Origin of the sequence: uncultured Agrobacterium sp. (assembly GCA_913777615.1) — a bacterium.
Classification (GTDB): domain Bacteria; phylum Pseudomonadota; class Alphaproteobacteria; order Rhizobiales; family Rhizobiaceae; genus Agrobacterium.
Genome location: CAJYTK010000022.1, coordinates 202,106 through 222,520, shown reverse-complemented (window position 1 = coordinate 222,520; position 20,415 = coordinate 202,106). Strand labels below are relative to the sequence as shown.

The window sequence follows — 20,415 nt, the reverse complement described above, 5'->3', positions numbered from 1 at the left end:
AGACGGGTATTACGAAAGCGAATGGTTTTCGGTGAAGTTGGCCGGGAGCAATCCCGGCCGTCTTCTTCAGATGGTGATTGAGGGCATCAGCCCCAGCACTTCGCCAGGCCTTCCTTGACGCTGATCGAAGGCACACCTTTAACCGGCTTGTCGGTAACCAGCGAAACGCCGGTGTCGAAGAAGGACTTGCCTTCGGTTGGCTTCGGCTTTTCACCGGAGTCGGCAAACTTCTTGATGGCCTCGACGCCGAGAGCCGCCATCATCAGCGGATACTGCTGCGAGGTCGCTCCGATGACGCCCTCTTCGACCGACTTCACGCCTGGGCAACCGCCGTCAACCGAAACGATCAGAACGTTCTTCTCCATGCCCACGGCCTTAAGAGCCTGGTAGGCGCCGACAGCAGCCGGCTCGTTGATGGTGTGAATGACGTTGATGCCTGGGTCTTTCTGGAGAAGGTTTTCCATGGCCTTGCGACCACCTTCTTCATTGCCGTTCGTCACGTCGTGGCCAACGATGCGTGGATCGTTTTCGTCGCCGATCTTGTTCGGGTCCTTGGGGTCGATACCGAAGCCGATCATGAAGCCCTGGTCGCGAAGAACGTCGACGCTTGGCTGGTCAGGCGTAAGATCGAGGAAGCCCACCTTGGCATCCTTGGCTTTGTCGCCCATCGTGCCCTTGGCCCATTCGCCGATCAGCTTGCCAGCCAGCAGGTTGTCAGTCGCGAATGTTGCATCGGCAGAGTTGATTGGGTCGAGAGGCGTGTCAAGAGCGATCACCAGGATGCCCGCATCGCGTGCCTTCTTGACCGTCGGAACGATGCCCTTGGTGTCAGACGCGGTAATCAGAATGCCCTTGGCGCCGTCCGCAATGCAGGACTCGATAGCTGCAACCTGGCTTTCGGAGTCGCCGTCCACTTTGCCAGCGTAAGCCTTGAGCGTCACGCCCAGTTCCTTAGCCTTGGCGGTCGCGCCTTCCTTCATCTTGACGAAGAATGGGTTGGTGTCGGTCTTGGTGATAAGGCAGGCCGAAGTATCTGCAGCCGATGCGACCGAAGCAAAAGAAACGCCGAGCGCGAGCGCGCCCAAAAAGGCGGAAACGGTTGTTTTCATATGATCCTCCCAGTGAAAACAAACAGCCATTTGGATGACTGGTCTGCGGCCCTTCTCCTCCTAGATCAGGCGCCACTGACTGCAATCGAACCACCAAATTAACAGCCTGTCAATAAATAAATCCAATTGAATTATTAATTCGTTCTGTCATTCTTCCGAACGTCATGGAGGAGTGAACGGGAGGAGACCGGACGCTCTGTCGTAGAAGCTTTTAAAAATGGAGCGACCGCGCTAAAGCTTGCGCACGGTTGGGAGGAGGAGAGATGTCGCGATCACTGGAGATCCCGCAGACGCCATCTGCGGGCATTACCGATCTGGCCGGTGGCGCCAATCAGGTCCGGGTTCGCGCCTATAATGAAAGGTTGGTGCTATCTTTGGTGCGCCGACACAATGCCCTTTCGAAAGCCGAGATTGCAAGACGTAGCGGCCTCTCTGCCCAGACAGTCTCCGTCATCATGCGCTCGCTCGAAAAGGACGGTCTGCTCATCAGAGGCGAAGTTCTTCGAGGGCGCGTAGGACAGCCCTCGACGCCGATGCGGCTCAACCCGGACTCGGTCTATTCCTTCGGTGTCAAGATCGGCCGTCGCAGCGTCGATCTGGTACTGATGGATTTCGTAGGGCAAATCCGGATGCAGCTGCGTAACACCTATCCCTATCCGATGCCGGAATGGATTTTACCCTTCGTCACCGAAGGAATCGCCGAAATGGAGGCGAGACTGGGCCAGAAGCAGCGCGACAAAATTGCTGGCGTGGGCATAGCTGCGCCATTCGAGCTGTGGAGTTGGGCCAAGGAGGTCGGCGCGCCGGAAGGCGAAATGGACGTCTGGCGTGATATCGATCTGCGCCAGGAGGTCGCCGATGCCATCGACTATCCTGTCTTCCTTCAAAACGATGCCACCAGCGCCTGCGGTGCCGAAATGGTCTTTGGTAACGGCCAGGCCTATCCGGACTTTCTCTATGTCTTCATCGGTTCTTTCATTGGCGGCGGCGTCGTCTTGAATTCTGCCTTGTTCTCAGGGCGAACTGGATCGGCTGGATCGATCGGACCGCTGCCGGTTCAGGGGCAGGATGGGAAGACGGTGCAATTGCTCAAGATTGCCTCCATTTTCGTTCTCGAAGACCTGCTGCGAGCGAGAGGCATCGACCCCAAGCCGCTTTGGTTCTCCACCGATGAGTGGATCGATTTCGGCGAACCGCTGGAAATATGGGTTCGCAACACTGGCGCTGCGCTGGCCCAAGCGGTGATAGCCGCCGCCTCCATCATCGATTTTTCCACGGTCATCATCGATGGCGGCTTTCCGGGCTGGGTGCGCTCGCGCATCGTGCAGGCGACGCGTTCGGCCTTGACCTCTCACGACCTTCAGGGTGTAGCAGTGCCGGATATTATCGAGGGCGCTGTTGGAAGTCAGGCTCGTGCCATCGGCGGGGCCAGCCTCCCGCTGTTTTCCCGTTATCTTCTTGACCAGAATGTCTTGTTTAAGGAAACCTCAGCGTGAATCGGTCACCGGGTTTCTATAACGTCAGAGCGCTTGTATCTGGCGCAGGATGTCGTCTTCTATGACGATTCCGTTTTCCAGTGACTGCTTTCGAATTCCTTGACTGCGCCGACCTGGTAAGCGGGCGTTATCCTGGCTCTCGATCTCGTGCGCCATGAGGGAAACCCTTTCGGCCAGAACGTCGTTACCTGCAATCGTCGGGTCGATGGCTATGATCGTGTGGCCGAGCGAGGGCGCGGTGCCGGTGTCGTCGAGAAGCGACGATGCCTGAAAGCCGAAGTTGCCACCGGTGAGGCCCGCGGCCATGACTTCCACCATCAGCGCAAGTGCTGCCCCCTTGGCTTCGCCGGCTGGAACCATCGTGCCGTTGATCGCTTCGTTCGGATCTGTGGTGGGGTGGCCTTTCGCATCGCGAGCCCAATCATCGGGGATGGTCGTACCTCTCTGGCGGGCGGCCATGATCTTTCCACGTGCGACTTTCGACAGGGCGAGGTCGATCACGAGAGGATCTGCGCCCTTGATCGGCGCTGCAAAGGCAATGGGGTTGGTGCCATAGAGCGGCTTGATGCCACCCCAGGGGGCCATGGATGCCGGCGCGTTGGCCACCATGAAAGCGACTAGACCTTGTTCGGCCAGTCGCTCTACGGTCAAAGCCATAACGCCGGCATGATGCGAGCGCCCGACTGCCGCTAGTGCGATGCCCTGCTCACGCGCCAAGGGCACAAGTTGTTCGACGGCAAGATCAATAGCCGGATAAGCATAACCATTGCCTGCATCGATCGACAGGACGGCGGGCCGGACCTTTGTGGCGTTGGGGACAGCTTGTCCGTTGACCTTTCCAACATGAAGTTGGGCGACGTAGACAGGAATGCGGCGAAAACCGTGCCCGCCTTGGCCGCAGGCTTCCGCGGCGACCAATGCCCGCGCGACCGATCGGGCGTTTTTGGGCAAGACCTTGTTCCTTTCGAAGATTGAGGAAACAAAATCTTCGGCCGTCTCTATGCTGAATTTCATCGCTCGATCTTGGATATAAAGGAAGGGAAGGTGGGGGACGGAACCCTGGACGCCACGGTCGAAGGTCCCGCTGCATCAGTCAATGGGCGGCAGACATGTCGCCTAGCACGTCTTTGGACGCAACTGTGGAATCAGCGTTCAGCGTGTAGACCATCGGTACGCCGGTCGCCAGATTGAGCTTCAGAATCTCCTCCTTGCTCAGCTTGTCGAGAACCATTACCAGCGAGCGCAGCGAATTGCCGTGTGCGGCAACCAGGACCTTTTCGCCGCGTAGCACGCGCGGAAGGATTTCCGTCAGATAATAGGGCCATACGCGTGCGCCGGTGTCGCGCAGGCTTTCCCCACCGGGCGGAGGAATGTCGTAGGAGCGGCGCCAGATATGCACCTGCTCTTCGCCCCATTTTTCGCGAGCATCATCCTTGTTGAGACCGGAGAGATCGCCATAATCGCGCTCGTTGAGCGCCTCGTTTCGGATCGTTTCAAGACCGGACTGGCCGACATTGTCGAGCACGATCTGGCAGGTCTTCTGCGCACGGATGAGAGAAGAGGTATAGGCGACATCGAACTTGATGCCGTAATCGGCAAGTGCCTTGCCGCCCGCATTGGCTTCCTGCACGCCGAGTTCCGTCAGATCCGGGTCACGCCAGCCGGTGAAGAGGTTCTTGAGGTTCCAGTCACTTTGACCGTGACGAACGAGGACGAGGGTTCCGCTCATAAATACTCTCCAGTTGTTTATTGATTGTCGGCCAGACCGAGAACGTCCAGCATGGAATAGAAGCCTGGCTTCTTGTCGAAGGCCCAAATGGCAGCCGCAATCGCGCCGCGTCCGAAAATCGTGCGGTCTGCTGCATGGTGAGAGAAGGTCAACTGCTCGCCTTCACCAGCAAAGATCACGGAGTGATCGCCCACGACCGAGCCGCCGCGCAACGTCGCAAATCCGATGGTGCCAGCTTCCCGCGCGCCCGTATGGCCGTCACGCACCCTGACTGAGCGCTCGGCCAGATCAATGTTGCGACCCTTAGCTGCGGCCTCGCCAAGCAGAAGCGCCGTGCCGGATGGCGCGTCGACCTTGTGCTTGTGGTGCATCTCAAGAACCTCGATGTCCCATTGCTGTGGGCCGAGTGCTTTGGCGGCCTGGCGCGTCAGCACGGAGAGGAGGTTAACGCCGAGGCTCATATTTCCGGACTTGACGATGCGAGCGTGGCGTGCGGCGGCCTTGAACTTCTCTTCGTCCTCGACTGAGCAGCCTGTTGTCCCAATGACATGGACGATCCGCGCCTGGGCGGCGAGCCCGGAAAAGACGACGCTGGCCGCAGGTGAGGTGAAATCGACCACGCCTTCGGCATTGACGAAGGCTGCGAGTGCATCACTGGTGACGGGAACACCGGTTGGGCTAAGTCCAGCAAGCTCTCCAGCATCGCGTCCGACGAAAGGTGAGCCTTCGCGCTCGATGGCAGCATGGAGCGCCACGCCCGGTGTCTCGTGTATGAGCCGGATCAGCGTCTGCCCCATTCGGCCTGCGGCGCCGACCACCACCAATTTCATGTCGTTGCCGCTCATTTCATCACCCTGCACTCTTAAAGTCCGCGCACGCCTGTGGCCTGAAGATTATTGAGGCGAGCGTAAAGACCGTTTTCCTGCCGCGCAAGCGTCTCATGCGTTCCTTCTTCGACAACTTGCCCTTCATTCATCACCACGATCTTGTCGGCCTTGACGACGGTGGAGAGACGGTGAGCAATGACGATGACGGTGCGTCCGGTCATGGCTGTATCCAGGGCCTTCTGCACGACGGCTTCCGATTCGGTGTCCAGGGCGGAGGTCGCTTCATCAAGCAGAAGGATTGGCGCATTGCGCACCAGCGCGCGGGCAATCGACAGGCGCTGACGTTGGCCCCCCGACAGGGTCATACCGTTTTCGCCAACAGACGTATCGTAACCCAGTGGCTGTGCCAGGATGAAGTCATGCGCGAAGGCGAGCTTTGCTGCTTCTTCGATTTCCGCATCCGTCGCTTCCGGGCGGCCATAGCGAATATTGTCGCGGATGGTACCTTCGAAGAGATAGGGTTGCTGCGATACATAAGCGAGGTTGAGGCGCACCGAGCGTGTCGTCACGTCTGCAATGTTCTGCCCATCGATCAAGATCTCGCCGCCTGTCGGATCATAGAAGCGCGGCACAAGGTTGATGATCGTGGACTTTCCGGCTCCAGAGGGTCCGACGAGTGCCGTCGTTTTTCCGCCTTCGGCGATGAAGCTTACGCCTTTGAGGATCGGCCCGGAATCCTTGTAGGAAAAGACGACGTCGCGCAACTCCACCGTTGCATTGGTGATCTTCAGTGGAGCGGCGTTCTGCTTTTCCCTTTGGACCGGCTCCATGTCGAGGATTTCATAGATCATTTTGGCATTCACAACGGCTCGCTCCAGCGACACCTGAAGGCGGGCGAGACGTCGCGCTGGATCATATGCCAGCAGAAGGGCCGTCACGAAGGCGAAGAAAGCCCCGGGAGGAACATTGTTGTAGATTGCGCGGTAGGCGGCGTAGGCGAGTACGCTCGATACGGCGATACCGGCAATGGTTTCCGTAAGGGGCGCAGTTCGCTCGGACAGCCGGGCGATACGGTTCGAGCGTCTTTCGGCTGCATCGATTGTCGAGAAGACGCGCTCTTCAAGCGGCTTTTCCATCGTGAAAGCCTTGACGATCGCGATGCCCTGAAGCGTCTCCTGCATGGACCCCAGCACACGACTGCCGAGGATAATGGCTTCCTTGGTCGTTTCCCGAAGTCGTTTGGATATATAGCGTAAGCCAAGGACGAGCGGCGGCACGATGAACACGATGATGATCGACAGAAAGGGATCTTTGAAAATCATCACGCCGACCAGGGCGATGAAAGTCAGCATATCCCGGGCCACGGACGTGACCGTCAAGTTCATGACATCGCGAATGCCACCAATGTTCTGGCTGACCTGGGCTGCGAGATGCGCGGACCGGGATTCGCTCAAATAACCGACCGAAAGGGTCATCAAATGCGAGTAAAGTCGCTTTTGATAGCGGGCGACGATGTTGTTGCCAATTTTCGAGAGCGCAACGGATTGAAAGTAACTCGCAAGTCCCCGAAGGAAGAAAGCCATAAATATGGCGCCGCAGATCATGAACGCCAGATCAGCGCGTCTGTTGACGAAGGCCTCGTTGATAATGGAATCCATGATCCAGGCAGTGAACGCGGTCGATCCTGCCACAATGAGTAGGCAAAAAACGACGAGCACATAGCCCTTGATATGATCGCGCGCATTTTCTGCAAAAACGCGTTTCAGAACTGCAGCAATCGTGTCGGTGTCCATAGGACCCCGTGACTTGGCGGTTTTCAATCGCTCATCCACCTTTTGATGTTCCGGCGGCCGGGCCGCCTTTTCAACCGGCGTCTATATCCATTGGACCGGGTTTTGACCAGCCTGAAGTTCCGGGCCTAGCGCTGCCAGCGTCGGCCTTCCAGTGTAACGCCGAAATTGGATGGCGTTCTTGCAAAGGTGGAAAGGCCTGCAAGGGCTGCCTGTGGGTGGGTCACCACATGGGTCGGAATGGAGCGCATGAGGGCGCTGTGGGGGGCTTTATCTTCGAAGGCTGCGCGGAATTCGGGACGCTTTAGCGCCGGAATGATCTTCTGGGAGATGCCACCTGCAAGGTAAACCCCGCCACGCGCCATGAAGATCAGTGCCATGTCTCCAGCGACCCGACCAAGATAGGTGCTGAACAGGGAAAGGGTTTCCTCGGCCTGGGCGTTCGACGCGGCGAGACCGTGTGCGGTTACATCGGCCGGGTCGGAAAAGCTCGGTGTGATGCCATCTGCGGCGCAAATGGCCCGGTAGAGATTGACGAGGCCGCGACCGCAGAGAATCTGTTCGCCGGAGATACGGCCCTCGATCGCTTCGAGGTGCGGAAAGATCTGACGATCCCGCTCGGTCCGAGGCCCGAGATCGACATGGCCGCCCTCGCCAGGCACGGGGAACCACATGTTCCGCGCATAGACAAGGCCACCTACGCCCAGACCGGTGCCTGGGCCAAGCACGACGCGAGACGCCATCATGTCGGGACGGTCCGGTCCGATCAGTTCTCGATCACCATCGCCGAGTGCTGCAATTGCCAGAGCCTGAGCCTCGAAATCATTGACGACAACGACGTCGCTCAAGCCAAGATTGCTGAGCATCTCCTTCGGTTTGACGACCCAATGACAGTTGGTCAGCGGTATCTCGTTGGACTCGATCGGCCCAGCCACGGCGAGAAGCGCCGAAACGGGTTGGATGACGCTATTGCTCAGCACTGCCGTTTTGATGGCAGCGTCGATGGAGGGGTAATCCGCGGTTTTGACCGTGGTCAGATGGACGGCTTCAGATATGGCGTCGGGAAGGATGCAGAAACGGGCATTGGTGCCACCGATGTCTCCAATGAGGATCGGAAAGGATAGATGATCGTTCTGATTGGGCATCACTGCTCCTGAAGCCGCCTGATTTTGAAGACATGACCCGCCGCGTTCGGCGCGAGTCTATCCGTGTATATTGAAGTCGATCAGCCGTTCGGCCGTTGCGCGATTGAGCGCCATGGGTATGTCGTAGACGGTCGCAAGTCGTGTCAAGGCCTTCACATCGACATCATGCGGCATCGAGGTTAGAGGGTCGACGAAGAAGATCAGCATATCGACGTCGCCGGTCGCAATCATCGCGCCAATCTGCTGATCGCCGCCAAGCGGGCCACTCTTGAGGCGGATCACGTCCAGACCTGGACAGGCATCCTGCACGCGCCCACCGGTCGTTCCCGTCGCGACGATACGAAACGCTGACAGAGCATCCTGGTGCTCTAGAGCAAACTCCGCCATGTCGTCTTTTTTCTGATCATGCGCGATCAGCGCCACACAGCGTTTGCTATCCATAAAACACGCCCCATGCACCCGTTTAAATCGATTTGAAGCCTTCTATAGCAACTCTTTCGCGTTTGAAAAGCGAAGATCGGCCATCAATTCATCGACGGGCGGACAGATGGCCTTGGAACGTCGGCAGGCGGAACGGGCGCGCCAGGTGCCTGGGAGCCACCTGCCGCCGGCGCGGCGGAATTGATGTAGGCATTCTGTAGCGCGGGCTGTGCCCGGCCCGCGGCGGGAGCCGAAGCGACGGCAGCGCATGCTTTCGGCAGGTCCGATACCATCATTGGCCGTGGAGGCTTTGATGGCTTGGCATTCGGATCCTTCTTCGGCGCGGCCCAAGGCTCCTTGGTGAACCACCACGCAAGCGACTTGTCGCAGCCGTCACCTGGCCCAACCGCAGCCTGCGGCTTGCAGTCGGTGGCACCGGCGGGGCAGGCGAGACGAACGTGGAAATGCTCGTCATGGCCGTAGATGGGCCGGATCTTGCCCATATATGTCCGGTCACCCGTCCAGCTCTGGCAAAGCTTCTGCTTGATCGCCGGGTTGACGAAGATGCGTTCCACCTGCGGATAGCTTGCTGCCATCATCACCAGCCGTGCATTGAGTGGCGACCACTTACGGTCGTCCACTGTCAGGAACTTGCTCTTGTCGAGCATGGAGATGAACGGGGTGTCTTCGCGCTCCTGCGCGCTCATGATGTGGTCGGGCATCTTGCGCCACCAGATGTCCACATCCAGCCCGATCTGATGCGAGGCATGGCCGGTCAGCATCGGGCCGCCCCGTGGCTGCGAAATATCGCCGATCAGGAGGCCTGGCCAGCCGATCTTCTGGGAATCCTGAGCGAAGCGCTCAATAAAAGATATGAGTTGCGGTTGACCCCAGCGCCGGTTGCGCGACAGCCGCATCGCTTGGAAGCCTTGACCTTCTGTCGGCAGAGCAACGGCGCCTGACTGGCATCCTTTCGCGTAGGAACCATAAGACTTCGAAGGCCCGGCGGAGGGGAGATCGATATGGCCGAAGACCTGCTTTGCGGGTTGGTCTTCCGCATAGGCTGGCGCTAGATCTGCGCCGATCATCGAGATGACCGAAAAAGCGAAAAGCGAAAGCCTGCGCGCTGCCATTGTCTTTAATCTCATTCGTCGCCGCCTGCGATCCCGTTGATTCTGTGATGGGATATTACGCTGGATCGTAAATTTGGTGAAAGCATGTTTGTGAATAACCGCCTTGTGAGCTGGCATCCCTATTTTTTGACATGGTTTGGCTTATGCTTCATGGCAACAAGCACAATAAAAGGATCACCCGCCCATGGCTCTGGCAAGCGCAAAACCCCTCCTGCTCTTAGTAATGGGGGTGTCGCTTGTCGCGTCCTCGAGCGGGACGCAAGCGCAAGAAGCCGAGCAGTGGCGCGTGGGCATTGCCACGGTAGGGGAATTGAAACACCCCAAGGGTTTTGAGCGCTTCGACTATGTCAATCCGAATGCACCGAAGGGTGGCACGTTGCGTTTGTCGACAGCGGGTACCTATGACACCCTTAATCCGCTTCTCGCGAAGGGAGACGCGGCGACCGGTCTCGGCGTCGTATTCGATACGCTGATGAAGTCGTCCGAAGAGGAGCTTTCGGCGTCCTACGGGCTTCTTGCCGAAGCATTGACCTATCCGGACGATATATCGAAGGCGACGTTTAGATTGCGTGCAGAAGCGAAGTTCGCCGATGGCAAGTCCGTCACTCCCGAAGACGTCATTTTCAGCTTCGAAAAGGCGAAAGACCTCAATCCGCAGCTCGCAACCTACTACACGCACGTCACCAAAGCGGAAAAGACCGGCGACCGGGAGGTGACCTTCACCTTTGACGAGAAGAACAATCGCGAACTTCCGCAGATCGTCGGGCAATTGCTCGTCGTTCCCAAACACTGGTGGGAGGCCAACGGTCCGGATGGAAAGCCGCGTGACATTTCGCGCGGAACATTGGAGCCGGTCATGGGCTCCGGGCCCTACGAGATTGCCTCTGTGGCGCCGGGCTCTACGATCACTTACGAGCTGCGTGACGATTACTGGGGCAAAAACCTCAACGTCAATGTCGGTATGAACAACTTCAAGACAATCAGCTACACATTCTACACTGATCGCGATGTTGAGTTTCAGGCCTTCAAGGCGGGCAATACCGATTTCTGGCAGGAGAATTCCGCTGGACGGTGGGCAACGGGCTATGACTTTCCAGCCGTTAAAGATGGGCGGATCAAGCGCGAGGAGCTACCTAACATTTACCGCTCTGTCGGCATCATGCAGGCTTTCGTCCCGAATGCGCGTCGCGACAAGTTCAAGGACCCGAAAGTCCGCAAGGCCTTAAACCTCGCCTACGACTTTGAGGACATGAACAAGACGCTGTTTTTCGGTCAGTATCAGCGGATCAACAGCTTCTTCATGGGAAGCGACCTTGCCTCATCCGGCTTGCCGCAAGACAAAGAGCTGGAAATCCTCGAAGAAGTGAAAGATGAGGTGCCGCCAGAGGTCTTTACCACCGAATATCGCAATCCGCAGGGCGGTGATCCTGCCAAGCAACGCGACAACTTGCGCGAGGCCGTCAAACTCATGAAAGAGGCTGGCTACGAGTTGCGGGGCAACCGCATGGTGAATGCCAAGACGGGTCAGCCTTTCGATTTCGAGATTCTCGTGGATTCGCCCGCAATGGAGCGGGTCGTCCTGGCCTACACGCAAAACCTCAAGAGGATCGGCATCAACGTCGCCGTTCGCAATGTGGATACGTCGCAATACACCAATCGCACACGTGCCTTCGACTATGACATGATCGTCAATCTCTGGGCTCAGACCTCCAATCCGGGCAATGAACAAGCCGATTATTGGGGTTCGGCAGCAGCCACTCGTCAGGGTTCGAAGAACTTTGCCGGTATCAGCAATCCCGCCATCGATAAAATCATCCGCAAGATCATCTTTGCACCCACGCGTGAGGACCAGGTTGCCGCCGTCAAGGCGCTGGACCGAGTCCTCCTGGCAGGGAATTACGTCATTCCGCAATTCTACCGGGGCGAGATGACAGTTGCCTACTGGAACACCATCGTTCGCCCGACAGACTTGCCGTACTACGGCGTCGGTTTCCCGGAAGCATGGTGGTCGGCCAATGCCAGGAAATGAGCTTGGTCTTGCTTTATCGACCAAGCCTTGATTCACATGAATGAAGACGAATCATCGGGAAGGCGCGTGTCGCCGCCCGTCGGGAAAGGAAACGTTTTGACAGTGAGGATGACAGCGGCGTGCGCTTGCCTGGAGTGTGATCTCTAATGGGAGCCTATATTCTGCGGCGTCTGGCGCTGATGATACCCACCATCATCGGGATCATGGGCATCTCCTTCCTCGTCATCCAGTTTGCACCCGGTGGCCCGGTCGAGCAGGTCGTTGCACAGCTGTCCGGCTCCGGCGATAGTGCTGCCGATCGCTTGTCTGGCGGCGGCGACCTTATGGGTGGTGGTGGTCTGGATGAAAGCGGCTCGAAATATCGCGGCGCTCAGGGTCTCGATCCCGAACTCATCGCCAAGCTCGAAAAGCAGTTCGGCTTCGACAAGCCGCCGCTGACACGCTTTCTGGATATGATGTGGAATTATATCCGCTTCGATTTCGGCGACAGTTTCTTCAGGAACTCGTCTGTCATCGATCTCATTATCGATAAAATGCCGGTGTCGATCTCGCTTGGCTTCTGGATATTGATCATTTCCTACGCAATTTCCATTCCGCTCGGGATCAAGAAAGCGGTGGAGGACGGCTCCAAATTCGATGTCTGGACCTCCGGCATCGTCATTGTCGGTTACGCGGTGCCAAGCTTCCTTTTTGGCATTCTGTTGATCGTCCTCTTCGCTGGCGGCTCTTTCTTCGATTGGTTCCCGCTGCGGGGCCTTACCTCGGATAATTTTGCCGAATTGGCGTGGTGGCAGAAGATCATCGACTATTTCTGGCATTTGGCGCTGCCACTGACGGCACTCGTGCTCTCTGCCTTTGCCACCACAACGCTTTTGACCAAGAATTCCTTCATCGATGAGATCAAGAAGCAATATGTGGTGACCGCGCGCGCCAAAGGTCTGTCGGAGCGTAAGGTCCTTTATGGCCACGTCTTCCGCAACGCCATGCTTATCGTCATTGCTGGCTTCCCCGGCGCTTTCATCTCTGCTTTCTTCACCGGTTCGCTCTTGATCGAAAACATCTTCTCGCTGGATGGACTTGGGCGACTGGGCTATCTCTCCGTCGTCAATCGTGATTATCCGATCGTGTTCGGTACGCTCTTTATCTTCTCGCTCATGGGGCTGGTCGTCAGTCTGATTTCAGATCTGATCTACACTTGGATCGATCCGCGCATCGACTTCGAGCGGAGGGACGTGTGATGACTGTCTCCACGCCCACAACACCCCCTGCCGCAGAAGCGATGCCTGTGCAGAAGCGCCCTTTCTTTTCGCCCACGAGCATTCGCCGTTGGCAGAATTTCAAGGCCAATCGCCGCGGCTACTGGTCCTTCTGGATCTTTCTCGTACTGTTCGGCCTCAGCCTCTTCGCCGAGTTCATCGCCAACGACAAACCGATCCTCGCCTCCTACAAGGGCGAGCTTCTGGTTCCGGTCATGGTGGATTACCCGGAAGAGAAGTTTGGCGGCTTCCTGGCGCAAACGGATTACAAATCGTCCTTCATCCAGGACGAGATCAATGCCAACGGCTGGATGATCTGGCCGCCGATCCGCTATTCCTACCAGACCGTCAATTCCAACATTCCTCATTCTGCGCCAACGCCGCCCTTCTGGCTGATGGACAAAGAGCAGCGTTGCTCCGGTTATCCGCAAGGTGCGTCCGATCCCGGCTGTACGCTTGGCAACCTCAACTGGCTCGGCACAGACAATCAGGCGCGCGACGTCACCGCCCGCATCATTTATGGCTTCCGCATCTCGGTGCTGTTCGGCCTTGCGCTGACCATATGCTCGGCCATCGTCGGCGTGTCGGCTGGTGCCGTGCAGGGCTACTTCGGCGGCTGGACCGATCTTCTCATGCAGCGCTTCATCGAAATCTGGTCTTCCATGCCGGTGCTCTATATTCTGCTGATTATCGCAGCCATCCTGCCGCCCGGCTTCTTCGTGTTGCTCGGTATCATGCTGCTCTTCTCATGGGTCGGCTTCGTCGGCATCGTTCGTGCTGAATTCTTGAGAGCGCGCAATTTCGAATATGTGAATGCGGCACGTGCTCTCGGCGTCGGCAATGGCACCATCATGTTTCGCCATCTGCTACCAAACGCCATGGTGGCGACACTGACCTTCCTGCCCTTCATCCTGTCCGGCTCGATCACCACGCTGACCTCGCTCGACTTTCTGGGCTTTGGCATGCCGCCCGGCTCGCCGTCGCTTGGCGAGCTGATTGCCCAGGGCAAGAACAATCTTCAGGCGCCCTGGCTGGGGCTGACCGCCTTCTTCACCATGTCGATCATGCTGTCGCTTTTGATCTTCGTCGGCGAGGCGGTGCGCGATGCCTTCGATCCGCGCAAGACGTTCCGGTGATGGCCATGTCCCAAACAAACACGGAAACCATGACCGCACCCCTTCTCTCTGTCCGTGATCTTTCCGTCGCCTTTCATCAGGGCGGCAAGGAGAGCCTCGCGGTCGACCGCGTCTGCTTCGAGATCATGCCGGGCGAAGTGCTGGCGTTGGTGGGCGAATCCGGCTCGGGAAAGTCGGTGACGGCAAACTCCATCCTGAAGCTCTTGCCTTATCCTGCAGCAAGCCATCCGTCAGGCCAGATCCTCTTCGAGGGCAGGGACTTGCTCAATCTGCCTATGCGCGATCTGCGATCGGTGCGCGGCAACGACATCACCATGATCTTCCAGGAACCCATGACCTCGCTCAATCCGCTTCACAGCATCGAGCGGCAGATCGGCGAAATTCTGGAACTGCACCAAGCACTCACCGGCGCGGCCGCACGGGCACGTATTCTCGAGCTGCTCAATCAGGTGGGTATCCGCGAGCCTGAAAAGCGGCTGAAGGCCTTTCCGCACGAGCTTTCAGGCGGCCAGCGTCAGCGTGTGATGATTGCCATGGCACTTGCCAACCGCCCCAAGCTGCTGATTGCCGATGAGCCGACGACGGCGCTTGACGTGACGGTGCAGGCGCAAATTCTCGAGCTTCTGGCCGGGCTTAAAAATCAGCATCACATGTCCATGCTGTTCATCACTCATGATCTCGGCATCGTGCGAAAGTTTGCCGACCGCGTCTGCGTCATGACCAAGGGCAAGATCGTCGAGACCGGCACGGTGGAGCAGGTCTTCAACAATCCCCAGCACGCCTATACCCGCCATCTGCTGGCCGCCGAACCGAAGGGCGAGCCGCCGCCTGCCGACGACAGCAAGCCTGTGGTGATGCAGGGCGACGACATCAAGGTCTGGTTCCCGATCAAGGCCGGGCTGATGCGCAAGGTCGTGGATCACGTCAAAGCGGTGGATGGCATCGATATCACGCTTCGTGAAGGCCAGACGGTCGGCGTGGTGGGCGAATCGGGCTCCGGCAAGACGACGCTCGGACTTGCATTATCGCGGCTGATTTCCTCGAAAGGCCGCATCAGCTTCATCGGCCAGTCGATCGACAGCTATTCCTATTCCATGATGAAACCGCTCAGAAACCGGCTGCAGGTGGTGTTCCAGGATCCTTATGGTTCGCTGAGCCCGCGCATGTCGGTGGGCGACATCATTGCCGAAGGTCTGAAGGTTCATGAGACATCGCTCTCCTATGACGAGCGCGATCGGCGCGTCGCCAAGGCGCTGGAAGAGGTGGGGCTGGATCCTGCCACGCGCTGGCGTTATCCGCATGAATTCTCAGGCGGCCAGCGACAGCGTATCGCGATTGCGCGCGCCATGGTGCTGAAACCCCGCTTCGTCATGCTGGACGAGCCGACCTCGGCGCTGGACATGAGCGTGCAGGCGCAGGTCGTCGATCTCCTGCGCGATCTGCAGTCCAAACACAATCTGGCCTATCTCTTCATCAGCCACGACCTCAAGGTGGTGAAGGCGCTTGCCAATGAGGTTATCGTCATGCGCCACGGCAAGATCGTTGAAAGCGGTCCCGCCAAGTCGATCTTCGAAGCGCCGAAAGAAGAGTACACCCGTGCGCTGATGGCGGCAGCCTTCAATATCGAAGCGGTCAAGACTGCAGCCGTCAGCGAGTAGGGATTTTCGCCAAGAAGCCGTAAAGCGGTTTTGCTGTTGCGTTCCCCGGCGGGGAGCGCCATCTTCCTCAAGACGTCTGATGACGGACAGAGGAAGAAGAGCATGGCAGCGGATGTGATCGTATTGGGCGCCGGAATCATCGGAGTTTCGGTGGCGGTGCAACTGGCAAGGCGCGGAAAATCCGTCGTGCTTCTGGATCGTCGCGGTCCGGGTGAGGAAACATCCTTTGGCAATGCCGGTCTCATCCAGCGTGAGGGTGTCGTTCCTTATGGCTTCCCGCAGGATATTGGCCTACTGGCACGCTACTCGCTCAACAACCGCATCGATGCCCATTATCACATGGCCGCTGTCCCGAAAATCGCGCCGTTTCTGGCGCGATACTGGTATCATTCCCAACCTGCGCGCCATGCGGCGATTTCCCGGGCCTATACGCCTCTGATCGAACACTCGATCACCGAGCATTCGATCCTGATCGATGAGGCGAAAGCCCATGATCTCATCGTCAAGAACGGGTGGATGGAGGCGTATCGAACGGAAGTGAAGCGCGATGCCGACTTCGCCTTTGCCGAGCGGCTCGCCCGCGATCACGGCATTTCCCACACGAAGCTGACCCGGCAGGAGTTGGCTGAGGCCGAGCCCCATCTTTCTCAGGATTTCGTCGGCGGGTTGAAATGGAACGATCCGTGGTCGGTGCTTGACCCGCATGGGCTGACCATGGCTTACATGCGGTTGTTTGAGAGCCTTGGCGGTACCTTCGTCAAGGGCGATGCGGCGGCTCTATCGCAGACACCGGGCGGATGGAAAATTCAGACCGTCGACGGGCTTGTCGAGGCCGAGAGCGTCGTCGTTGCGCTTGGCCCATGGGCCGATACCGTGACGACGCGGCTTGGCTACCGCCTCCTTATGGGGGTGAAGCGTGGTTACCACATGCACTACGCGCCGCAAGAAGGAACAAAGCTTAACAACTGGCTGATCGATGCCGAGCGCGGTTATTTCCTGGCGCCGATGAAGAAAGGCATCCGCCTGACGACGGGCGCGGAATTTGCCGATCGCGACGCGCCGAAATCACCTGTCCAATTGTTCCGCGCAGAACGCGTGGCCCGAACCATCTTTCCGTTAGGGGGCAGGCTGGATGCGGAGCCCTGGATGGGAGCGCGTCCTTGCACGCCGGATATGATGCCGGTCATCGGCAAGGCGCCGCGCCATAAGAGCCTTTGGTTTGCGTTCGGTCATGCCCATCACGGCCTGACCCTTGGGCCTATCACCGGGCGCATTCTGGCGGAAGCCATACTTGGCGAAACCCCGGTCATCCCTCTCGCGCCCTACGCCGCGGAGCGCTTCAACCCCTAATATACAGAATGGGGGTGGCCTTCCTGCGAAAGCCTGCTTAACATGGCCAGCAGGGAGGAAAAGGGATGCAGCGGGGCATAGTGTCACGATGACGGCGCGATATCTGATTTACCAGCAGCAGGACGGCTTTCGTTAGTGCCGGCTTCCCCGGCAGACCGAAAGAGCAATTACCTCCTGGTGAATGATGGCTGATATCGAATACGCAAAGACCTTTTTCCAACAGAATCCCGACATCGAAATTCTCGAAGCCTTCGTCATAGATGCCAACGGCATTCCACGTGGCAAGTGGATCCCGCGAGAGCGGGCGCTCGACGTGCTGGAAAAAGGCATGGCTGTTCCTCGTTCCGTCTATGCGCTGGATATCTGGGGCCGCGATGTGAACGCTGCCGGTCTGGCGGAAGGAACGGGTGATCCTGATGGCTTGTGTTTTGCCGTACCGGGAACGCTGTCGCGCGTGACCTGGCTTGGGCGACCCACCGCGCAAGTGCTGCTCGCCATGACCGAGCCGGATGGCGCGGGCTTTTTTGCGGATCCCCGCCATGTTCTGGCCCAGGTGCTGTCCAGCTTTACCAAGCGTGGATTAACCCCGGTTGTGGCGACCGAACTTGAATTCTATCTGATCGATCCAGTCCGGTCCGCGCTAGATCCCGTTCGACCGCCCAACAGCCGGGAAGGGCGCTGGCACACAGGCCAGACGCAGGTTCTTTCAATTTCAGAACTTCAGGATTTCGAAGATGTCTTCCACGACATCGCGACGGCCTGCCGCGCTCAGAATGTGCTGGCCGACACCACGCTGCGTGAAAATGGCCCCGGCCAATATGAAATCAATCTCAATCACGTGCCCGATGCGCTACAGGCAGCGGATTTCGCCGTCTTTCTCAAACGGATCGTCAAGGGTGTCGCTCGCAAGCATGGGCTCGATGCAACCTTCATGGCCAAACCCTATGGCACTCAGGCAGGCAACGGCATGCACGTGCATTTCTCCGTTCTGGATAAGGATGGAAGAAATATCTACATGGGTGAAGATGGCCCTTCCGAAGCGCTGATGCACAGCGTTGGAGGCCTTCTGGAGAATATGGGAGAAAGCATGGCGGTGTTTGCACCGCACGCCAATTCCTATCGCCGCCTGCGCCCAAGCGAACATGCTCCCACCTATGCGTCATGGGGCTTCGATAACCGCTCTGCCGCGGTGCGCGTCATCACCGCCAGCAAACCTGCCACCCGCATCGAACACCGTGTGGCCGGCGCGGATACCAACCCATATCTTGTACTCGCCATGATCTTGAATGCGGCTCTGTCCGGCATGCGGGAGAAGCGCCAGCCCGGCGGCGCGATTGCTGGCGATAGCCACGCCATCAATCATGAGCCGCTGCCGACCAACTGGGACTACGCGGTACAGCGCTTTGGCCGCTCCAGCTTCGCCTATGCCACGCTCGGCCAGCGCTACAGAACGCTCTATGCGGCCTGCAAGCAGCAGGAAATTTCAGAATTCTCTCTTCGCGTCACCGATGTGGAATATGACGCCTATATCAGGACGGTGTGAATCATGGCTCACGTGACGGCGCTTCCCAACCCCGGGCATACAACCTCCTGGTATGCGGCTTCTGCCAATGACAAGACGGTACGCCCGACGCTCGAAGGCGAGATGCATGCGGATATCTGCATTATCGGCGCTGGCTTCACCGGCATGTCCGCGGCACTTGAGCTTGCGGAAAAAGGCTTCTCGGTCATCGTACTGGAAGGCACGCGCATCGGCTTTGGCGCATCCGGGCGCAATGGCGGGCAGATCGTCAATGGTTACAGCCGCGATCTGGAAACAATCGCGGGCCGCTATGGACACGAGAAAGCGGTTAAACTCGGTGAGATGTCGCTCGAAGGCGGCCAGATCATTCGCGAACGGGTGGCGAAATACGGCATCGACTGCGATCTGGTGGATGGCGGTTTCTTCGCAGCCTTCACGCCAAAGCAGATCAAGGAAATGGAAGCCAACAAGACCCATTGGGAGAAACATGGGCATTCCGGGCTAGAAATGGTGTCCAAGGCTGAGGTCGGTAAATATGTGAACTCGGACCGATATGCCGGTGGCATGATCGATCGTTTCGGCGGCCATATCCATCCGCTGAACTATGTGCTCGGTGAGGCGGCCGCGATTGAAAAACTGGGTGGCCGCATTTTCGAAAACTCCAGGGTGATTGGCGTCGACAAAGGTGCGAACCCGACGGTCAGGACCGCTCATGGCAAGGTCACGGCAAAATATGTGCTGGTCTGTGGCAATGCCTATCTCGGCAAGCTCTTGCCGGAAATCGGCGACCGGATGATGCCGGTGTCCAGCCAGGTGATGGCAACGGAGCGGCTCGATGCTGGCCTGATCGAAAACCTGCTTCCGGCAAACTACTGCGTCGAAGATGCCAACTACATTCTCGATTACTACCGTCGCACCTCCGACAATCGCCTGCTCTATGGCGGCGGTATCGGTTATGGCGGAAGCGATCCAGCCGATCTGACGAGCGTCATTCGTCCCAACATGCTCAAAACCTTTCCGCAGTTGAAGGACGTGAAGATCGACTTTGCCTGGAGCGGTAATTTCGCGCTGACGCTCACGCGCATCCCGCATATGGGGCGCCTGTCGGAGAACATCTATTTCTCCCACGGCGATAGCGGCCATGGCGTAACGACAACGCAATTGCTCGGGCGCATTCTGGCAGAAGTCGTTTCCGGTCAGGCAGGACGCTTCGATGTCTGGTCGTCGCTGCCGAATTTCCCATTCCCCGGCGGCAAGACGTTCCGCGTGCCGCTCACCATGCTGGGTGCGTGGTGGTACGGCCTGCGCGACAAGCTCGGACTATAGAGCTTTCAGCCCGGTCAGCGCGCGCTCGACGATCTCGTCGGGAGTGGCATCGATATTGACGGTCACGACGCCCGGTTCACCCGTTGGGACTTCCAGCGTGTCGAGTTGCGTCTTCAAAAGTGAGAGCGGCATGAAGTGGCCTTTACGCGCACCCATGCGGCTAGTCAAAAGCTCGACGCTGCCTTCCAAAAAGACAAAGGCCAACGGTCCGCCGCAAGCGGTCCGCAGCCGGTCGCGATAGGATTTTTTCAGAGCCGAGCATGAGATCACCACGCCGCCGGCCTCGTAACCTTGGCGTAGCTCTGCACCCACAAGATCGAGCCAAGGCCAGCGGTCCTCGTCGGTCAACGGAATACCCGCACTCATCTTCTCGACATTGGCTTTGGGATGCAGCCTGTCCCCCTCCTGAAACGGGATACCAAGCTTTTCCGCAAGCTCCGCGCCGACTGTGGATTTGCCGCAGCCGCTGACGCCCATCACGATGATTGC

17 protein-coding genes are annotated in these 20,415 nt (G+C 58.2%); 8 read left to right on the top strand and 9 right to left on the bottom strand.

What is annotated here, in order from left to right; translation table 11 throughout:
- Nucleotides 1-86: 86 nt before the first annotated feature.
- A complete protein-coding gene (locus QZ862_RS20555) occupies nucleotides 87-1,109 on the bottom strand; it encodes a sugar ABC transporter substrate-binding protein (protein ID WP_296015934.1) in 1,023 nt (340 codons plus the stop codon).
- A gap of 263 nt (nucleotides 1,110-1,372) precedes the next feature.
- Between QZ862_RS20555 and QZ862_RS20550 the strand changes: the two genes are divergently transcribed.
- Nucleotides 1,373-2,605 (top strand): ROK family transcriptional regulator, encoded by a 1,233-nt coding sequence (locus QZ862_RS20550; RefSeq protein WP_296015936.1) that lies wholly within the window; start codon nucleotides 1,373-1,375, stop codon nucleotides 2,603-2,605.
- A 24-nt stretch (nucleotides 2,606-2,629) separates the two neighbouring features.
- Here the strand turns inward: QZ862_RS20550 and QZ862_RS20545 are convergent, their stop codons facing one another.
- From QZ862_RS20545 to mepA, 7 genes are all read right to left on the bottom strand, one after another.
- Nucleotides 2,630-3,619, bottom strand: coding sequence for an Ldh family oxidoreductase (locus QZ862_RS20545; protein WP_296101575.1), 990 nt, complete (start codon nucleotides 3,617-3,619; stop codon nucleotides 2,630-2,632).
- Nucleotides 3,620-3,698: 79 nt separating this feature from the next.
- Nucleotides 3,699-4,334, bottom strand: a complete 636-nt coding sequence (locus QZ862_RS20540; RefSeq protein ID WP_296015941.1) for a 2,3-bisphosphoglycerate-dependent phosphoglycerate mutase — start codon at nucleotides 4,332-4,334, stop codon at nucleotides 3,699-3,701.
- Between the two features lie 17 nt (nucleotides 4,335-4,351).
- On the bottom strand, nucleotides 4,352-5,179 hold the full coding sequence (gene dapB, locus QZ862_RS20535; RefSeq protein ID WP_296101574.1) for a 4-hydroxy-tetrahydrodipicolinate reductase: 828 nt from the start codon (nucleotides 5,177-5,179) through the stop codon (nucleotides 4,352-4,354).
- A 17-nt stretch (nucleotides 5,180-5,196) separates the two neighbouring features.
- Nucleotides 5,197-6,954 (bottom strand): ABC transporter ATP-binding protein, encoded by a 1,758-nt coding sequence (locus QZ862_RS20530; RefSeq protein WP_296101573.1) that lies wholly within the window; start codon nucleotides 6,952-6,954, stop codon nucleotides 5,197-5,199.
- 125 nt (nucleotides 6,955-7,079) lie between these two features.
- Entirely contained in the window at nucleotides 7,080-8,096 is a 1,017-nt protein-coding gene (locus QZ862_RS20525; protein WP_296101572.1) for a glucokinase, read from the bottom strand.
- A 57-nt stretch (nucleotides 8,097-8,153) separates the two neighbouring features.
- Nucleotides 8,154-8,537, bottom strand: a complete 384-nt coding sequence (locus tag QZ862_RS20520) for a methylglyoxal synthase (RefSeq protein WP_296101571.1) — start codon at nucleotides 8,535-8,537, stop codon at nucleotides 8,154-8,156.
- Nucleotides 8,538-8,620: 83 nt separating this feature from the next.
- Nucleotides 8,621-9,604: a penicillin-insensitive murein endopeptidase gene (gene mepA / locus QZ862_RS20515; RefSeq protein WP_296101669.1), complete on the bottom strand. Its 984-nt coding sequence runs from the start codon at nucleotides 9,602-9,604 to the stop codon at nucleotides 8,621-8,623.
- A gap of 229 nt (nucleotides 9,605-9,833) precedes the next feature.
- Between mepA and QZ862_RS20510 the strand changes: the two genes are divergently transcribed.
- From QZ862_RS20510 to QZ862_RS20480, 7 genes are all read left to right on the top strand, one after another.
- A complete protein-coding gene (locus QZ862_RS20510; protein WP_296101570.1) occupies nucleotides 9,834-11,678 on the top strand; it encodes an extracellular solute-binding protein in 1,845 nt (614 codons plus the stop codon).
- A gap of 146 nt (nucleotides 11,679-11,824) precedes the next feature.
- On the top strand, nucleotides 11,825-12,916 hold the full coding sequence (locus QZ862_RS20505) for a microcin C ABC transporter permease YejB (protein ID WP_296101569.1): 1,092 nt from the start codon (nucleotides 11,825-11,827) through the stop codon (nucleotides 12,914-12,916).
- Between the two features lie 41 nt (nucleotides 12,917-12,957).
- Nucleotides 12,958-14,070: an ABC transporter permease gene (locus tag QZ862_RS20500; RefSeq protein ID WP_296101668.1), complete on the top strand. Its 1,113-nt coding sequence runs from the start codon at nucleotides 12,958-12,960 to the stop codon at nucleotides 14,068-14,070.
- Nucleotides 14,071-14,075: 5 nt separating this feature from the next.
- A complete protein-coding gene (locus tag QZ862_RS20495; RefSeq protein ID WP_363315959.1) occupies nucleotides 14,076-15,728 on the top strand; it encodes an ABC transporter ATP-binding protein in 1,653 nt (550 codons plus the stop codon).
- Between the two features lie 102 nt (nucleotides 15,729-15,830).
- Nucleotides 15,831-17,078: an FAD-binding oxidoreductase gene (locus QZ862_RS20490; protein ID WP_296101567.1), complete on the top strand. Its 1,248-nt coding sequence runs from the start codon at nucleotides 15,831-15,833 to the stop codon at nucleotides 17,076-17,078.
- 181 nt (nucleotides 17,079-17,259) lie between these two features.
- Nucleotides 17,260-18,621 (top strand): glutamine synthetase family protein, encoded by a 1,362-nt coding sequence (locus QZ862_RS20485; protein ID WP_296015957.1) that lies wholly within the window; start codon nucleotides 17,260-17,262, stop codon nucleotides 18,619-18,621.
- A 3-nt stretch (nucleotides 18,622-18,624) separates the two neighbouring features.
- Nucleotides 18,625-19,926, top strand: coding sequence for an FAD-binding oxidoreductase (locus QZ862_RS20480; protein WP_296101566.1), 1,302 nt, complete (start codon nucleotides 18,625-18,627; stop codon nucleotides 19,924-19,926).
- Here QZ862_RS20480 and QZ862_RS20475 read toward each other — a convergent pair.
- Nucleotides 19,921-20,403 carry a gluconokinase gene (locus tag QZ862_RS20475; protein WP_296041169.1) on the bottom strand — a complete coding sequence of 161 codons (483 nt, stop codon included), beginning with the start codon at nucleotides 20,401-20,403 and terminating at the stop codon, nucleotides 19,921-19,923. The genes QZ862_RS20480 and QZ862_RS20475 overlap by 6 nt on opposite strands.
- Nucleotides 20,404-20,415 lie beyond the last annotated feature (12 nt).

What these genes read in the sequence shown, in the direction of transcription:
- QZ862_RS20555 (WP_296015934.1), bottom strand. Translation starts at nt 1,109, where the DNA reads ATGAAAACAACCGTTTCCGCCTTTTTGGGCGCGCTCGCGCTCGGCGTT.
- QZ862_RS20550 (WP_296015936.1), top strand. Translation starts at nt 1,373, where the DNA reads ATGTCGCGATCACTGGAGATCCCGCAGACGCCATCTGCGGGCATTACC.
- QZ862_RS20545 (WP_296101575.1), bottom strand. Translation starts at nt 3,619, where the DNA reads ATGAAATTCAGCATAGAGACGGCCGAAGATTTTGTTTCCTCAATCTTC.
- QZ862_RS20540 (WP_296015941.1), bottom strand. Translation starts at nt 4,334, where the DNA reads ATGAGCGGAACCCTCGTCCTCGTTCGTCACGGTCAAAGTGACTGGAAC.
- dapB (WP_296101574.1), bottom strand. Translation starts at nt 5,179, where the DNA reads ATGAGCGGCAACGACATGAAATTGGTGGTGGTCGGCGCCGCAGGCCGA.
- QZ862_RS20530 (WP_296101573.1), bottom strand. Translation starts at nt 6,954, where the DNA reads ATGGACACCGACACGATTGCTGCAGTTCTGAAACGCGTTTTTGCAGAA.
- QZ862_RS20525 (WP_296101572.1), bottom strand. Translation starts at nt 8,096, where the DNA reads ATGCCCAATCAGAACGATCATCTATCCTTTCCGATCCTCATTGGAGAC.
- QZ862_RS20520 (WP_296101571.1), bottom strand. Translation starts at nt 8,537, where the DNA reads ATGGATAGCAAACGCTGTGTGGCGCTGATCGCGCATGATCAGAAAAAA.
- mepA (WP_296101669.1), bottom strand. Translation starts at nt 9,604, where the DNA reads ATGATCGGCGCAGATCTAGCGCCAGCCTATGCGGAAGACCAACCCGCA.
- QZ862_RS20510 (WP_296101570.1), top strand. Translation starts at nt 9,834, where the DNA reads ATGGCTCTGGCAAGCGCAAAACCCCTCCTGCTCTTAGTAATGGGGGTG.
- QZ862_RS20505 (WP_296101569.1), top strand. Translation starts at nt 11,825, where the DNA reads ATGGGAGCCTATATTCTGCGGCGTCTGGCGCTGATGATACCCACCATC.
- QZ862_RS20500 (WP_296101668.1), top strand. Translation starts at nt 12,958, where the DNA reads ATGCCTGTGCAGAAGCGCCCTTTCTTTTCGCCCACGAGCATTCGCCGT.
- QZ862_RS20495 (WP_363315959.1), top strand. Translation starts at nt 14,076, where the DNA reads ATGTCCCAAACAAACACGGAAACCATGACCGCACCCCTTCTCTCTGTC.
- QZ862_RS20490 (WP_296101567.1), top strand. Translation starts at nt 15,831, where the DNA reads ATGGCAGCGGATGTGATCGTATTGGGCGCCGGAATCATCGGAGTTTCG.
- QZ862_RS20485 (WP_296015957.1), top strand. Translation starts at nt 17,260, where the DNA reads ATGATGGCTGATATCGAATACGCAAAGACCTTTTTCCAACAGAATCCC.
- QZ862_RS20480 (WP_296101566.1), top strand. Translation starts at nt 18,625, where the DNA reads ATGGCTCACGTGACGGCGCTTCCCAACCCCGGGCATACAACCTCCTGG.
- QZ862_RS20475 (WP_296041169.1), bottom strand. Translation starts at nt 20,403, where the DNA reads ATGGGCGTCAGCGGCTGCGGCAAATCCACAGTCGGCGCGGAGCTTGCG.